The sequence below is a fragment of the Spirillospora sp. NPDC052269 genome (assembly GCF_040679435.1).
In the GTDB taxonomy this organism is placed as follows: Bacteria; Actinomycetota; Actinomycetes; order Streptosporangiales; family Streptosporangiaceae; genus Spirillospora.
Map to the genome: position 1 here is coordinate 550,470 of NZ_JBFAUU010000002.1, position 14,141 is coordinate 564,610.

The window sequence follows — 14,141 nt, forward strand, 5'->3', positions numbered from 1 at the left end:
TTCGGCGCATGGCGAAGGCGAAGACCGCGCGGGCGGCCTACCACTGCGGCGAGTGCGGCTGGCAGACGTCCAAGTGGGTGGGGCGGTGCGGCGAGTGCCAGGCGTGGGGCTCGATCGTCGAGTCCGCCTCCGCCACGCCCGCACGGGTGGTGTCGGCCGGGCCGGTGTCGGCTCCGGCGCGTCCGATCGGGCAGGTGGACGTGCGGTCCGCGCGCACCCGCCCCACCGGCCTGGACGAGCTCGACCGGGTGCTCGGCGGCGGCATCGTGCCGGGGGCGGTCCTGCTGCTGGCGGGCGAGCCCGGCATCGGCAAGTCCACGCTGCTGCTGGAGGTCGCGGCCCTCGCGTCCGCTCCGGCGCTCGCGAACGTCCCGCCGCAGGCCCGCACCGGCCAGGGCTCCGCGCAGGATCCGCTGGCCTCCGTCCGCGCCGGGGGCGGCGCGGACGACGACGCCGGAGAGGCGGGCGCCGAGGGGCATGAGCGGACGCCGGTGCTCTACGTGACCGGGGAGGAGTCGGCCGAGCAGGTACGGCTGCGGGCCGACCGGGTCGGCGCGATCACCGACGACCTGTACCTGGCCGCCGAGACCGAGCTGTCGGCGATCCTGGGCCACATCGACGCGGTCGAGCCGGTGCTGCTGGTCGTCGACTCCATCCAGACGATCGGGACGTCCGAGGTGGACGGCGCGCCCGGCGGGGTCACCCAGATCCGCGAGGTCGCCGCCAACCTGATCCGGGTCGCCAAGGAACGCGGCATCACGGTCGTCCTGGTCGGGCACGTCACCAAGGAGGGCGCGATCGCCGGGCCCCGGCTGCTCGAGCACCTGGTCGACGTCGTCCTGTACTTCGAGGGCGACCGGCACAGCCGGCTGCGCATGATCCGGGCCATCAAGAACCGGTACGGCCCGACGGACGAGCTGGGCTGCTTCGACCTGTCCGAAGTCGGCCTCGTCGGGCTGCCCGACCCGTCCGGGCTGTTCCTCACCCGGCGCGAGGAGCCGGTGCCCGGCACCTGCGTGACGGTCACGCTGGAGGGCCGCCGTCCGCTGGTCGCGGAGGTGCAGGCCCTGGTCGCCAAGTCGCACCTGCCGTCCCCGCGCCGCGCGCACTCCGGGCTGGACGCCTCGCGCGTCGCGATGGTGCTGGCCGTCCTCGCGCAGCGCTGCAAGATCTCCATGCACGAGCAGGACGTGTACGTCTCCACGGTCGGCGGGGTGCGGCTGAACGAGACGTCCGTCGACCTCGCGATGGCCCTGGCCGTGGCCGGGTCGACGGTCGAGCAGTCGCTGTCGCCGACGCTGGTCGCGCTCGGCGAGGTCGGGCTCGCGGGCGAGGTTCGGGTGGTGCCGGGCGTCCAGCGGCGGCTGGCCGAGGCGGCCCGGCTCGGGTTCAAGCACGCGGTGGTGCCGCGCGGGTCGCTGGAGCTCGGCGACGGATCGCCGCTCAGGCGCGCCGACCCCCTGCTCAGCGATTTCGAGGGTATGAAGGTGATGGAGGTGGACAGCCTGACCCAGGCGCTGCAGGTGTCCTTCACGGCCCCCTGACACGTCCGCCTCACCGATCGGTTCCGTTCACGTCACGCTTGCGACCAGGGGAGGAGCCGCCCGCCCGGCCCTCTCGGTAAACTGACGCCGGTAAGCGACCTCCGGGGGCCAGGTGCCAGCAATCGACAAGGGTCATGACGAACGACGCCGCGCGACGCTCGCCGCGGTGGCCCCGGGCACCCAGATCCGGGACGGTCTGGAGCGCATCCTGCGCGGCCACACCGGCGGACTGATCGTGCTCGGCTACGACGCGCAGGTCAGTGAGATCTGCACCGGCGGCTTCGAGCTGGACGTGGAGTTCTCCGCGACCCGGCTGCGCGAGCTCGCCAAGATGGACGGGGCGATCGTCATCGACGACACCCGGGGCCGGATCGTGCGCGCCGCCGTGCACCTCGTGCCCGACTCCACGATCCCGACCGAGGAGTCCGGCACCCGGCACCGCACGGCCGAACGGGTCGCGCGGCAGACCGGACGGCCGGTGATCTCGGTGAGCCAGTCCATGAACATCATCGCGCTCTATCTGGACGGCGTCCGCTACGTCCTGGAGGACTCGGCGGCCATCCTGTCCAAGGCGAACCAGGCGCTCGCCACGCTCGAACGCTACAAGCTGCGGCTGGACGAGGTGTCCGGCACGCTCTCGGCCCTCGAGATCGAGGACCTGGTCACCGTCCGGGACGTGTCCGCGGTGGTGCAGCGGCTGGAGATGGTCCGCCGGATCGCCGACGAGATCGAGGGCTACGTCGTCGAGCTCGGCACCGACGGGCGGCTGCTGTCGCTCCAGCTCGACGAGCTGGTGTCCGGCGTGGACGTCGACCGCGAGCTGATCGTCCGCGACTACCCGTCCGCCACGGCCCGCGCGGTCGGGGTCGAGACGGTGCTGGCGAACCTGGACGTCCTGTCGGCGAACGAGCTGCTCGACCTGACCACGGTCGCCGAGGTGATGGGCTTCGCCGGGCCGGACTCGCTCGACCTGCCCGTCTCCCCGAAGGGCTACCGGCTGCTGGCGAAGGTGCCGCGGCTGCCGAGCCTGGTCGTGGAGCGCCTGGTCGAGCACTTCGGCGGCCTGCAGAAGCTGCTCGCCGCGTCCATCGACGACCTCCAGGCCGTCGGCGGCGTCGGCGAGTCGCGGGCCCGCAGCGTCCGCGAGGGCCTGTCCCGGCTCGCCGAGTCCTCCATCCTCGAACGCTACGTCTGACCTCCCGCCCGGCCGCCCCGCAGCGGCCGGGCGCGGTCAGAAGTCGAGGCGCGGGGCGGACGCGGTGACGCGGGCGGTCACCGGGCCGACCGGCCAGAGTCCGGCGATCTCGTCGGCGAGCGCCGCGACCAGTTTCGGCACGTCCGACACCGCCGTCTCGTGCATGGCCTCGGCGACGATCAGGACGGACCGGGTCGCCGGGCGGACGGCGGACCGGCCGCTCTGCCGGTTCGTCCAGCGGCGCGCGTGGGCGCGGCCCGCCTCGTCGGCGTAGGTGACCTCACCGGGCGCAGGGTGCTCGGTCTCGCCGCCGAAGGTCTCGTACTCCTCCGTGCCGTCCGCCGGACGGACCGTGAGGCCGCCGGTCACGGCCGCGAGGTCGAGCGCGGCGACCGGGATCGCGAAGGCCGCCGAGACCGCGTTGCACAGGTCAACCAGCGGATGGATCGCGGGCAGCGAGCCCTCTTTCCGGACGCGCCGCAACAGCGCCTCGGACGCGCACCGGTACTGCGTCGGCTTGAGGCCCATCGCGGCGAACGTCCGCCGCCAGGCCTTGATCTCGGGGAGGTCGGCCTCCTGGCCGGCTCCGGCCAGCCGGGCGAGGGCGGCGGCGGTGTGGTCGGCGACGCGGGCGCTCGCGTCGGCGTCCGGCGTGATGCCGTCCGCGACGACGACGGCCCCGGCGACCAGGTCCGGGTGGTCGGCCCAGAGGTTCGGCGAGTGCTGGAAGTACATGGTCCCCCGTCCGGCGTGATGGTCGCGGACCACCCTGCCGCCGCGGCGGTCCTCTGGACAGGGCCAACCGCGGTCCGTTCCAGAGGACCAATACGCACCCGGTTCACCGCCGCCGCCGTCACCACAGCCGTCAGCGCAGCCGTCAGCGCAGGTGGAAGACCTGCTTCTGGGGCTTCACCTGGTCGGCCTTCAGGGCCGCGACGTACGTCCCGGGCAGCGCCTTGTCGCGCTTGCCCGAACAGTCGGCTCCGGAGCGCTTGCGGTCCCAGGTCACCGTGGTCACATACGGGATGCCGCGCCGCAACGTCTGCACGGACGCCCCAGAGCCGCCGTCGCAGACCGACGCCGCCCACACCTTGTCGGAGCCGGAGGTGATGCGGACGTCCAGGCTGTGCGTCCCGACGTCGTAGCGGCAGGTGCGCTGCCCCGTGTTGACCACGGTGAGCCGGAACGACGGCCGCGCGTCACGGGCGAAACTGTCGCCGCTGGAGGCGAAGTTCACCACGACGTCGCGGGGCGCGCAGGCGTCGCCGTCCTTCGGAGCCGCCACCTTGGGCCGCAGGGTGACCTTGGAGGTCTTGGTGACCGTGACCGTGGGCGCCGGGACGGGCACGCCGGGCGAGGCCGACGGCGCGGGCACCGCCGATCCGACCCCGGCGACGCTCTGCAGCGGCGCCTTCTTCGCGTCGCCGCCCGCGCCGCCGAACGCGCCGCAGGCCCAGGCGGTCAGGCCGACCACGCCCAGCGCCGCGGCGAGCGCGATCGCCCGCCGCCGCCAGTACTGGTCGATCCCCCACTCTTCCTCAGGATCACGTTCAGTATCCGCGTCCATGCGGACAGTATGCATATGGGGATCGTCCGGGACGTGGCGACCCGCCGTGTCACAATGCACCTCGTCATGCGGAAGTTCACCGACCCGATCCTGGCCTGGTACGACGCGCACGCCCGGGACCTGCCCTGGCGGGCGCCCGACGCGACCCCCTGGGGCGTCCTGGTCAGCGAGATCATGTTGCAGCAGACCCCGGTGGTCCGGGTCCTCCCGGCCTGGCACGCCTGGATGGAGCGCTGGCCGACGCCCGCCGCGCTCGCCGCCGAGCCGTCCGGGGAGGCCGTGCGCGCCTGGGGACGGCTCGGCTACCCGCGCCGCGCGCTCCGGCTGCACGCGGCGGCGCAGGCGATCGTCGACCGGCACGGCGGCGCGGTTCCGGACGCGCACGAGGCCCTGCTCGACCTGCCCGGAATCGGCTCCTACACGGCGGCGGCCGTCGCGAGCTTCGCCTTCGGGCAGCGGCACGCCGTGCTGGACACCAACGTCCGGCGCGTCCTGGCGCGGATGATCGACGGCGTCGAGTACCCGCCGAAGTCGCAGACCCGCGCCGAGGTCACGACGGCCGAGTCCCTGCTGCCCCTGGACCCGCCGACCGCCGCCCGCTGGTCGGTGGCGGTCATGGAGCTGGGCGCGCTGGTCTGCACGGCCCGCTCGCCGCGCTGCGTCGACTGCCCCGTCCTTTCCCAGTGCGAGTGGCAGGCGCGGGGCCGTCCCGCCTACGACGGCCCGCCACGCCGCGGACAGTCCTACGCGGGCACCGACCGGCAGTGCCGGGGCCGCCTGCTCGCCGTCCTGCGCGACGCCCACGAGCCGGTCGGCAAGCCGGCCCTGGACGTGGTGTGGTCGGACGCCGTCCAGCGCGAACGCGCCCTCGACGGCCTGATCTCCGACGGCCTCGTCGACCCGCTCGACGACGGCCGCTACGCCCTCCCCGGCTGATCCACCCGCCCCTCCCGGACGGCCCGCGCCGGGCGCGGCCGGAATGTCGGTGGGGGCTTTTAGGATGCACGCAGATCATCTTCGCGCAGCCAAAGAGAGGGCGTCATGACCACGTTCACGCTTCCCGCCGTCCGGCCGTTCGACTTCGCGCCGCAGCTGCGCTTCCTGTCCGGGTTCCGGCCGACCGCCGGACAGCAGCGGGTGGACGGCGGAACGCTGACCCGCGCCCTGCGCGCCCGCGGCCGCACGTTCGGCGTCCGGCTGGCGGCGTCGGCGGACGGCGAGGGGCTGCGTTGCGACCTGCTGTCCGACGGACGGCCGCCCTCGGACGACGAGATCGCGGAGGTCCGGCGGCAGATCACGTCCTGGCTCAGCCTGGACGACGACCTCACCGGCTTCTACGAGATCGGCCGCCGCGATCCCGGCTTCGCGCCGGTGATCGACCGGCTGCACGGCTACCACCAGGTCAAGTTCCCGACGCCGCTGGAGAACGCCGTCTGGGCGATCCTGTCGCAGCGCACGGCCCTGCCCGTCGCCGCCAAGGAGAAGCAGGCCCTCGCCGAGGCCTTCGACAACGTCCTGACCGTGGACGACGTCCCGTACCGGGCGTTCCCGGACGTCGAGCAGCTGGCGTCCCTGCCCGCCGGACGCATCGCCGAGCTCGTCGGCAACCTCCGCAAGGGCCAGTACCTCGACGGAACCGTCCGCGCTTGGCTCGACCTCGACGAGGACCACCTGCGCACGGCCCCCTTCGAGGAGGCCAAGGACGTCCTGCTGAACCTCCCCGGCATCGGCCCCTGGTCGGCCACCTTCATCCTGATCAGAGGCTTCGGCCGGATGGACGAGGTGCCGGGCGAGAAGCAGCTCGTCACCGCCGCCTCCCGCGCCTACGGCCGTCCACTCACCCCCGCCGACGTGCGGAAACTCGGCGAGACGTACGGCCCTTGGGCCGGCTACTGGGCGCACTACCTCCGCGTCGCCACCTGACCTCCCCCCTCCACGCCGCCTGCCGTCGCAGCCTCGACGCCACCCGACTTCGAACGGCGTCGCCGCCCAGGCGCTCACCCTCGGCGCCGCCTGGCTTCGAACCGCGCCGCCGCCCGACCTCGCACCGCGTCACCGCCGGACCTCGCATCGCGCCACCGCCGGACCTCGCATCGCGCCACCGCCGGACCTCGCATCGCGCCACCGCCGGACCTCGGACCGCGTCGCCGCCGGACCTCGAGCCTCGGCGCCGCCGGACCTTGACCCGCCGCGCACTGACCTCGGCGTCAGCACTCCAGCGGCTCGAGGCGCAGCGGTCGCTCAGGGGTGCTGGGCGCGGAGGCCGTCGAAGACCACGTCGAGGACGCGCCCGCGCACGACGACGTCCAGGTTCTGGGCGGCCTGGGACGTTCCCGCAAGCAGAGCCATCACCTCGCCGAGGCCGACGTCGGCGCGCACCGCCCCGACCTCCTGCGCGCGCGTGAGCAGAACGCCCAGCGCACCCCTCAGCTCCTTTCTCATCTCCTGCATCGCATCGTCGCCGATGGCGTGAAGGTCGATGCCCGCGCCGGTCAGCTCGGCGGAGACGGCGTTCTTGGTGGCCGACTCCCCCACGACGAACTGGAAGAAGTCGAAGAACGCGCCGGCGGGGTCGGGGGACTCCGTCCGCACCCTCGCCTGCTCGGCGAACCCGGCCAGGATCTCGCCGAGGACGGCCTCCAGCAGCGACTCCTTGGTCGGGAAGTGCCGGAAGACCGTGCCGATGCCGACCCCGGCGCGCTTGGCGACCTCCTCCGTGGACGCTCCGGTGCCGCGCTCGGCGAAGACCTCCCTGGCGGCGACCAGCACTTTCGCCCGGTTGCGCGCAGCGTCGGCACGCAGCGGCCTGGCGGGCGCGGCGGACTTCTCGGGCGTCGGCTCGGTGGCCATCGCACCTCCCGGATTGACAAGCGGAGTGATGACTCCGTATTTTTGGAATCGGAGTGAGCACTCCGATTCTACGACGGGAGCGCAGCATGCCCGACCCGAGGGATGTCTTCCTGCGGCTGGTCGAGGGCCTGGCCGCCAAGAAGACAGATGACCTGCACCTCCTCTACGCCGAGGACGCGTTCGTGACCCACCCGTTCGCCCATCCGGAGTCCCGGTTCGAGGGGCGCGAGGCGCTGCGCGAGCACTTCGCCCAGGTGCCGGGGATGCCGTTCGAGATGACCGTCCGCGACGTCGCCGTGCACGAGACGTCCGACCCGGAGGTGATCGTCGCCGAGTTCGCCTACGACGGGCGCAACACCGGCACCGGCGTCCGCTTCACGATCCCGAACATCTTCGTGATGCGGATCCGGGACGGCCTGATCCTCGAGGCGCGCGACTACGCGCACCACCGGGCGTTCACCGCGGCGATGGGAGCCCGCTCATGACCCCGCGCGAGACCTTCGAGCGCCTGTCCCAGGGCATCTCGGACGGCCGTTGGGGCGATCTGGCCGCCCTCTACGCCGAGGACGCGGTGGTCGAGCAGCCATTCGTGACGCCCCCGGCCCCGGCCCGCATCGAGGGCCGGGCCGCCATCGCCGAGCACTTCGCGAAGGCGGACAAGGGGCCGTTCCGGCTGCGCGTCGAGAACCTGGTCGTCCACGAGACCCAGGACCCCGAAGTGATCGTCGCCGAGTTCGGCTACGCCGGTGAGGTGACCGCCACCGGCGCCGAGTTCGAGGTGGGCAACATCCAGGTGCTGCGGGTCCGGAACGGGCTGATCGTCCACAGCCGCGACTACCACGACCACGGCGCGCTGGCGCGGGCTCTGGAGGCCTCGTGACCCGGTCGGCCGTCCGACCGCTCATCCGGTCGGCGGAAATGTCGCACGGTAGCGGGGTGTTGCCCTTGGGGTAAGGCTCCCATCCCTACCTGAAAGGCCCCGCCGTGCGCGTCGACATCTGGACCGACATCGTCTGCCCTTGGTGCTACATCGGGCAGGCACGCTTCGACGCGGCGCTGGCCGGGTTCGAACACCGCGACGACATCGAGGTCGTCCAGCACTCCTACGAGCTCGCCCCGAACCTCTCCCCCGCCGAGACCGGGCCCGTGATGGAGATGCTGATGTCCAAGTACGACATGTCGCGCGAGCAGGCCGAAGAGGCCGAGGCCCGGGTCGCCGGGCTCGCGGCGGCCGAGGGCCTGCCCTACACGTCGGACCGTTCGACCGGCAACACCTTCGACGCGCACCGCCTGCTGCACCTCGCCGCCGAGCGCGGACTCGGCGAGGAGCTGCGGCATGCGCTGTACCGGGCGAACTTCGGCGGCGAGGGCTCCGTCTTCGGCGCCGACGCGCTGACCGCGGTCGCCACCGGCGTCGGGCTGGACGCCGCCGAGGTCCGTTCGGTCCTGGCGGGCGACGCCTACGCCGACGCCGTCCGCCACGACGAGCAGACCGCGACCCGCATCGGCGTCCGCGGCGTGCCCTTCTTCGTCCTGGACGGCAGGTACGGCATCAGCGGCGCCCAGGAGACCACGACCCTCCTCGAGGCCCTCACCCAGGCCTGGCAGGAATCCCACCCCCAGCCCACCCAGGCCGCCCCCCAAGCACAGACCGACACGCAGCAGGCCGCCAAGGACGCTCAGGCATGAGCGAGGAGGCTGGGCGGGTGTGGCCCGCGCATCTGGAGGTCGGGGCGGTGCGGTTCGCACGGCCGACGGCGCGCTATGACGAGGTCCTGGCGTTCTACCGGGACGACCTGGAGCTGCCCGTCCTGGCGGCCTGGCGGGGCCATGACGGCTATGACGGCGTGGTCTTCGGGCTGCCCGGGACTCCCGTCCAAATGGAGATCACGCAGCACGGCACTCCGCCGGTGATCCCGGAGCCGCATCCGGAGAACCAGCTCGTGCTGTACCTGCGCGGTCCCGAGGCGCGGGACGCGGCCGTCGAGCGCCTGACGGCGTGCGGCCATCGGGCCGTCGCGCCCGCGAACCCGTACTGGGAGCGGCACGGCGCGGCCGTCTTCGCCGATCCGGACGGCTGGATGGTCGTCCTCGCGCCCTGGGTGTTCGGCGCGGAGCCCCCTCCCGGCCCCGCCTGAAACGGCCCGCCTGCCCCGCCCTGCCTGCCCGGGCCCGCCTGCCCGGGCCCGCCCGGCCCCGTCCGCCTCGGCCTGCCCGGCCCCGCCCGCCTCGGCCTGCCTGGGCCTGCCTGCCTGGGCCTGCCCGGCCCCGCCTGGCCTGCCTGCCAGGCCTGGCCTGCCTGACCGGGCCCGCCTGACCGGCCCCGCCTGACCGCCTGCCTGGGCCCGCCTGGCTGACCGGGCCCGTCTGAAACAGCGCTGCCTGACCGGCTCGTCTTAGCGGGCCCGCTTTTGGGGTCGGCGAGGGCGGGGCGGCTCGGCCAACGGGGCGGAGCGAGGGCAATGGCCTATTTCAGGCCATGTCACCCCCCCGCTCACCAGGCACAACGTAAGGCCCAGGGCAGAGGTAGATCGATCGTGGGGAGGCATTCAGGAAAGTGTCAGGGTCGTCCCAGGACCTCTCCAGAACCGGATAGGCACAATCATCGGGCGGGCACGGGCTGAGATGAATGGACGGACGATCGCTTCAGGAGGGCCGGATGGGGCTGTTCAGGCGGACACGCGGGCACCGTGTGACGCGTCGGAGCTACCCCGCGCTGACCGCCGCGGCGGTCCTGGCCGGCCTGGCGGTCGTGTCGTGGCCCCCGGCCGCCGGAGGCGGGGCCGCCGAGGCGGCGCGTGAGGCGCAGCCCATCGGGGACGCCGCCGCCGGTTCGCCGAGGCCGCCCGAGTCGTCCAGCAGCGCGTTCGACGGGCTGCCGGCGGTCGGAGCGCTGTTCGACATGGACGACGACGGCAAGCTGAACGACCACACCTGCACGGCAAGCGTCGTCGACAGCCCCGGCCACAACCTGCTGGTCACCGCCGCGCACTGCGTGGGCGGCGGCTCCCGGCGCGGAAACATCGGGGTGGCGTTCGCGCCCGGCTACCACAACGGCCAGACGCCTTACGGGGTCTGGCGCGCGGTCGCGTTGTACGACCCGCCGGAGTGGGCCGCCTCCAGCGACGAGGACTCGGACGTCGCGTTCCTCCAGGTCACGGACGCGAACGGCGGCGGCAGGCGGGTCCAGGACGTCGCGGGCGCGATGACCCTGGAGGCGGAGGGCCCGGTGAGCGGCCAGGCCCGCGTCGTCGGCTACCCGTCCTCGGGCGACCGCCCGGTGGCGTGCCGGAACCGGGTCGAGCCCTACAGCACGACCCAGCTCCGCTTCACCTGCGCCGGCTTCCCGAACGGCACCAGCGGCGGCCCGTTCCTGGCCGGTGACGACGAGAAGACCCTCGTCGGCGTGATCGGCGGGCACGAGGAGGGTGGCAGCACCCCGGACGTGTCCTACTCGGTGACCTTCGGTTCCAAGGTCAAGAAGCTTTACCGGACGGCGAGCGCGTCCTCCGCCGCCGACTCCAACTCCTGATCCGCGGCCCGGCCGGACGCCAGGCGCGTCCCGGCCAGCGTCACCCCGGACGACAGCAGCACCGGCAGCGCCGCGAACGCGAAGCACAGCGACAACGGCGCCAGGTCGGTGAGCACGCCGACACCCGCCGCCCCCAGGGACGATCCGGTGTTGAACGCGGTGTTCACCCAGGACGAGACGGCCGTCCGCCGCTGCGGAGGCGCCGCGTTCTCCGCGACCAGGTAGCCGGTGGTCAGTGTCGGCGCGATGAACAGGCCGAAGACCGCGACGATCGCGATCAGCGCCGGAACGCCGGGGGCCAGCCCCGCCGCCGCGAGCGCCAGCGCGATCGGGACGGCCAGCAGCGGCAGCCGCGTCCCCGGCGCCATCCGCCAGGTCACCGCGCCGTAGACGAGTCCGCCGAGGACTCCGGCCACCGACATCGCCGCCTCCGCCCAGGCCGCGCCACCGGCTCCGGCGAACGCGACGTTCAGCAGCGCGAGCCCGCTCTCCGCGGCCCCGAGCGCCGCCATGGCGAGCAGCATCGGCCAGAGTCGCCCGAACACGCTCCACGCACCGGGCGCAGAGACCTGAGACCCGCCTTCATCGCTTTCGGCCCCATCACGCGACTCCGCTTCGCCGGCGGGGCGCGAGATCGTGTTGCGGACGGTGGTCAGGCCGAACGTCCCGGCGATCACCAGCCCGGCGCTCACCAGCAGGCCGACGGTCGCGCTGGACAGGACGGCGAACAACCCGGCCAGCAGCGGTCCCACCGTGAAGATGATCTGCTCGGCGACCGTGTCCAGGCTGTAGGCGCGCTGGAGCAGGTCCCGGTCGGGAACCAGCTCGACCCACAGCGCCCGCATCACCGGGCCCAGCGGCGGCGTGCAGGCGCCGGCCGCGACCGCCACCACGCCGGCCACCGGCGTCGAGCCCAGGTGGGCGGCGACGGCGAGCCCGATCAGGCCCAGCCCGTACAGGACGGCCATCGGACGGAGCGCGGCACGCGGGCCGAACCTGTCCACCAGGCCCGCCCGCCAGGGCGCCAGCAGGCAGCTCGCGCCGCCGAACAAGGCGACCATGGCACCCGCGCGCGCGTACGAGCCGGTCGCCTGGACGAAGGTCAGAGTCAGGGACAGTCCGGCCGTCCCGTAGGAAAGGCGTCCCAACAGGGCCGCACCGAAGACCCGGGCGGCACGTGGGGAACGCAGAACAACGCCGTATGAGGCGAACATGGGGATGTTCCTTCTGCGAACGGCGCGTCAGAGCGCGCGCCGTGAATGTGCGAGGGCACCGTCTGCCGTCGTTGTCACCCGCATGCGGGCGCGGCGGCGAGGCGCTCTCTACGCACATCGAAGGAACATGCCGTCATCTTCACATCTCACCCAGATTTGGGCAAGCGATCCGTCACACTCACGCGCTCCCGCGTGTCAGCAGGGTGAGAGGGAAGGAGAACACACATGACAGGCGTCAAGACGATCATCTACTCGGTCTCGGACGTCCCGGCGGCCAAGGCCCGGCTGGACCTGCTGCTCGGCGTCGAGCCCTACTCCGACGAGCCCTACTACGTGGGCTACAAGGTCGGCGGGCAGGACATCGGCCTGACCCCGAAGCGCGGCGACGCCGCGGTGGGCGGCCCGGTCTGCTTCTTCGAGGTCGACGACATCAAGAAGGCCGTCCAGGACCTCACCGACGCGGGCGCGTCGGTCGTCGAGGAGATCCGCGACGTCGGCAACGGAAGGCTGATCGCCACCCTGCGGGACCCCAACGGCAACCCGCTCGGCGTCCTCCAGGACCCACCCGCCTGATCCAGGCCGCAGGACGAGGGCGGGGCCCCAAGGATGAGCGGGGCCTCGACCTCGTCACCTGCCTTCAGCACCAGACGACCGGATTGCCGGTCCGGACGGACGCCTCGCAGAGGCGTCTCAGCGGTTCCACCGCGTAGTCGAAGTGGGTTCCGCTCAGCGGCCGCTCCACGACGTTCAGCCGCCGCGGGTACGCGCCGTCCCGCTCACCGATGGTCGACGTCAGGTCGAGCGTCGTCTCCTCGCCGTCCTCGGTTCGGAACCGGACACGCCCCGCACGGACGCGCCGCTGCGTGCAACGCAGCGCCCGGAACAGCTCCCGGTCGGAGTCGTCGACGACGAACAGCCCGCGCTCGTCCACGCCGACGCGGCGCTTGGCCATACCGTCCCAGACGAACACGCCCGCATACGCACGGACGTACTCGGCCAGGACGGCCCCGGTGTCCTCGTCCAGCAGGACGGTCTCGCGCCCGACGTCGCCACACGCGCGGAACGCCGTCAGCTCGCCGAGGGCCTCCCGGGCGCGCTCGGCGGGCAACTCGCCGCCGTTCGCGTGGGGCAGGTACTCGTGCAGGACGGGGAATCGCACCCATCCGGCGGTCTCCATCGCCTGTCTGAGGTACCGGTAGCCGGCCCAGTTGGAGATCCTCTCGCTGGTGATCTCCATGTCCTCGTGGGCGCACGCGGCGTGGTGCCTCCACTCCAGGAACGCCGCGTCGGATGCCGCTTCGGCCGACCCGCCGTCCAGATAGGGGCCGTACTCGTCCATTTTGACCAGCTCGCGCGGGACAGGCGGCTCGGTGGTGTGACCGTCCTGCCAACAACGGCACAGCACGAAGGCGTCGAGTCCCATACCGGTAATGCTTCCGATACGGGAAGTACCCGGTCAACGCATTAAACGCGCGACACGGCCGCGGAAGGCGCCGCGGCACGGGTCAGGGCAAGGGGATCCGGAGGGTGGGGCCGGAGCGGATCTCGCGTAGGAAGGGGTCGTCATCCTCACGCCAGCAGGCGCGCGAGCGGACGACGGCGTGGACGGGGAGGCCGAGCCGGGCTGCGCAGTCCTGCGCGGCGTCGAAGGCGGCCTCACGCGACACCTCACCGACGACCAGGACCTCGACGTCGCCCATGGGCTCGCCCTCGGCGGACGGGAACGCGTCGTCCGCGTAGTGGCCGGCCCAGGCGCCGAACAGGTGCAGTTCCGCGATCCCGGGCAGCAGCGCGAAGTGCTCGGTGACGACGGCGGACGGCCCGAACCCGAGCATCACCAGGCGGGCCAGCGGCGCGAACATCGGCGAGGACGCGTCGCGCGAGACGAGCCGTCCGGCCGGGGTGCGGCGCAGCCGCAGGATGCCCGCGCGGGACAGCCGCTCCACCTCGCGGACGACCGTGCCGAGGTCGGTGCGCAGCATGACGGCGAGGTCGAGCATGCTCATCTCGCGCTCGGGGCCGATCAGCAGCCGGGCGAGCAGCTCGCCCTGCCGCCGCGAGCGGAAGATCGGCAACTGCGGTGGCGCGGGCGAGCGCAGATCCCGCATGAACACCTGCGCGAGATGGGAGTCCACGGGCGGGCGCACCCGCCGCGCGGGCCGCCGCCGGAACTCCGCCGCCGAACCCAGCACATTCGATCGCATGTTCGAAATACTACGAACCGGGTCCGACAAAATCC

The 14,141-nt window shown here is 72.9% G+C and carries 16 protein-coding genes; 10 read left to right on the forward strand and 6 right to left on the reverse strand.

The genetic code is table 11. From position 1 onward, the window contains the following. The first annotated feature begins 8 nt into the window (after nt 1–8). Complete coding sequence (radA, locus tag AB0L06_RS06010; protein ID WP_500229781.1) at nt 9–1,544, forward strand: DNA repair protein RadA; 1,536 nt, start codon at nt 9–11, stop codon at nt 1,542–1,544. A gap of 112 nt (nt 1,545–1,656) precedes the next feature. Next, nucleotides 1,657–2,739: a DNA integrity scanning diadenylate cyclase DisA gene (gene disA, locus AB0L06_RS06015; protein ID WP_500229782.1), complete on the forward strand. Its 1,083-nt coding sequence runs from the start codon at nt 1,657–1,659 to the stop codon at nt 2,737–2,739. A 36-nt stretch (nt 2,740–2,775) separates the two neighbouring features. On the opposite strand, the gene AB0L06_RS06020 is transcribed toward disA, so the two are convergent. After that, nucleotides 2,776–3,474, reverse strand: a complete 699-nt coding sequence (locus tag AB0L06_RS06020) for a B3/B4 domain-containing protein (RefSeq protein ID WP_500229783.1) — start codon at nt 3,472–3,474, stop codon at nt 2,776–2,778. A 142-nt stretch (nt 3,475–3,616) separates the two neighbouring features. After that, the gene (locus tag AB0L06_RS06025) at nt 3,617–4,306 is read right to left on the reverse strand and encodes a hypothetical protein (RefSeq protein ID WP_500229784.1); all 690 of its coding nucleotides are present in this window, start codon (nt 4,304–4,306) and stop codon (nt 3,617–3,619) included. Nucleotides 4,307–4,372: 66 nt separating this feature from the next. Between AB0L06_RS06025 and AB0L06_RS06030 the strand changes: the two genes are divergently transcribed. Both AB0L06_RS06030 and AB0L06_RS06035 read left to right on the forward strand, forming a co-directional pair. After that, nucleotides 4,373–5,242, forward strand: a complete 870-nt coding sequence (locus tag AB0L06_RS06030) for an HhH-GPD family protein (protein WP_500229785.1) — start codon at nt 4,373–4,375, stop codon at nt 5,240–5,242. A gap of 105 nt (nt 5,243–5,347) precedes the next feature. Further along, nucleotides 5,348–6,229, forward strand: coding sequence for a DNA-3-methyladenine glycosylase 2 (locus AB0L06_RS06035; protein WP_500229786.1), 882 nt, complete (start codon nt 5,348–5,350; stop codon nt 6,227–6,229). A gap of 318 nt (nt 6,230–6,547) precedes the next feature. On the opposite strand, the gene AB0L06_RS06040 is transcribed toward AB0L06_RS06035, so the two are convergent. Beyond that, nucleotides 6,548–7,156, reverse strand: a complete 609-nt coding sequence (locus AB0L06_RS06040; RefSeq protein ID WP_500229787.1) for a TetR/AcrR family transcriptional regulator — start codon at nt 7,154–7,156, stop codon at nt 6,548–6,550. Nucleotides 7,157–7,242: 86 nt separating this feature from the next. On the opposite strand from AB0L06_RS06040, the gene AB0L06_RS06045 reads away from it, so the two are divergent. The 5 genes from AB0L06_RS06045 (at nt 7,243) to AB0L06_RS06065 (ending at nt 10,688) form a co-directional block, all read left to right on the forward strand. Next, a complete protein-coding gene (locus AB0L06_RS06045) occupies nt 7,243–7,641 on the forward strand; it encodes a nuclear transport factor 2 family protein (protein ID WP_500229788.1) in 399 nt (132 codons plus the stop codon). Next, entirely contained in the window at nt 7,638–8,036 is a 399-nt protein-coding gene (locus tag AB0L06_RS06050; protein WP_500229789.1) for a nuclear transport factor 2 family protein, read from the forward strand. The genes AB0L06_RS06045 and AB0L06_RS06050 overlap by 4 nt, the downstream gene beginning before the upstream one ends. Before the next feature lie 104 nt (nt 8,037–8,140). Then, on the forward strand, nt 8,141–8,845 hold the full coding sequence (locus tag AB0L06_RS06055) for a DsbA family oxidoreductase (protein ID WP_500229790.1): 705 nt from the start codon (nt 8,141–8,143) through the stop codon (nt 8,843–8,845). Then, nucleotides 8,842–9,294: a VOC family protein gene (locus tag AB0L06_RS06060; protein ID WP_500229791.1), complete on the forward strand. Its 453-nt coding sequence runs from the start codon at nt 8,842–8,844 to the stop codon at nt 9,292–9,294. Before AB0L06_RS06055 ends, AB0L06_RS06060 begins: the two co-directional genes overlap by 4 nt. Nucleotides 9,295–9,815: 521 nt before the next feature. Continuing rightward, nucleotides 9,816–10,688 carry a trypsin-like serine peptidase gene (locus tag AB0L06_RS06065; RefSeq protein ID WP_500229792.1) on the forward strand — a complete coding sequence of 291 codons (873 nt, stop codon included), beginning with the start codon at nt 9,816–9,818 and terminating at the stop codon, nt 10,686–10,688. Here AB0L06_RS06065 and AB0L06_RS06070 read toward each other — a convergent pair. Next, nucleotides 10,643–11,902: an MFS transporter gene (locus AB0L06_RS06070; RefSeq protein WP_500229793.1), complete on the reverse strand. Its 1,260-nt coding sequence runs from the start codon at nt 11,900–11,902 to the stop codon at nt 10,643–10,645. The two genes, AB0L06_RS06065 and AB0L06_RS06070, sit on opposite strands and share 46 nt — an antisense overlap. Before the next feature lie 225 nt (nt 11,903–12,127). Here AB0L06_RS06070 and AB0L06_RS06075 point away from each other — a divergent pair, with 225 nt between their 5' ends. Next, a complete protein-coding gene (locus AB0L06_RS06075; RefSeq protein WP_500229794.1) occupies nt 12,128–12,475 on the forward strand; it encodes a VOC family protein in 348 nt (115 codons plus the stop codon). Between the two features lie 64 nt (nt 12,476–12,539). Here the strand turns inward: AB0L06_RS06075 and AB0L06_RS06080 are convergent, their stop codons facing one another. Then, nucleotides 12,540–13,325, reverse strand: a complete 786-nt coding sequence (locus AB0L06_RS06080) for a hypothetical protein (RefSeq protein WP_500229795.1) — start codon at nt 13,323–13,325, stop codon at nt 12,540–12,542. 82 nt (nt 13,326–13,407) lie between these two features. Continuing rightward, complete coding sequence (locus AB0L06_RS06085) at nt 13,408–14,106, reverse strand: hypothetical protein (protein WP_500229796.1); 699 nt, start codon at nt 14,104–14,106, stop codon at nt 13,408–13,410. Nucleotides 14,107–14,141 lie beyond the last annotated feature (35 nt).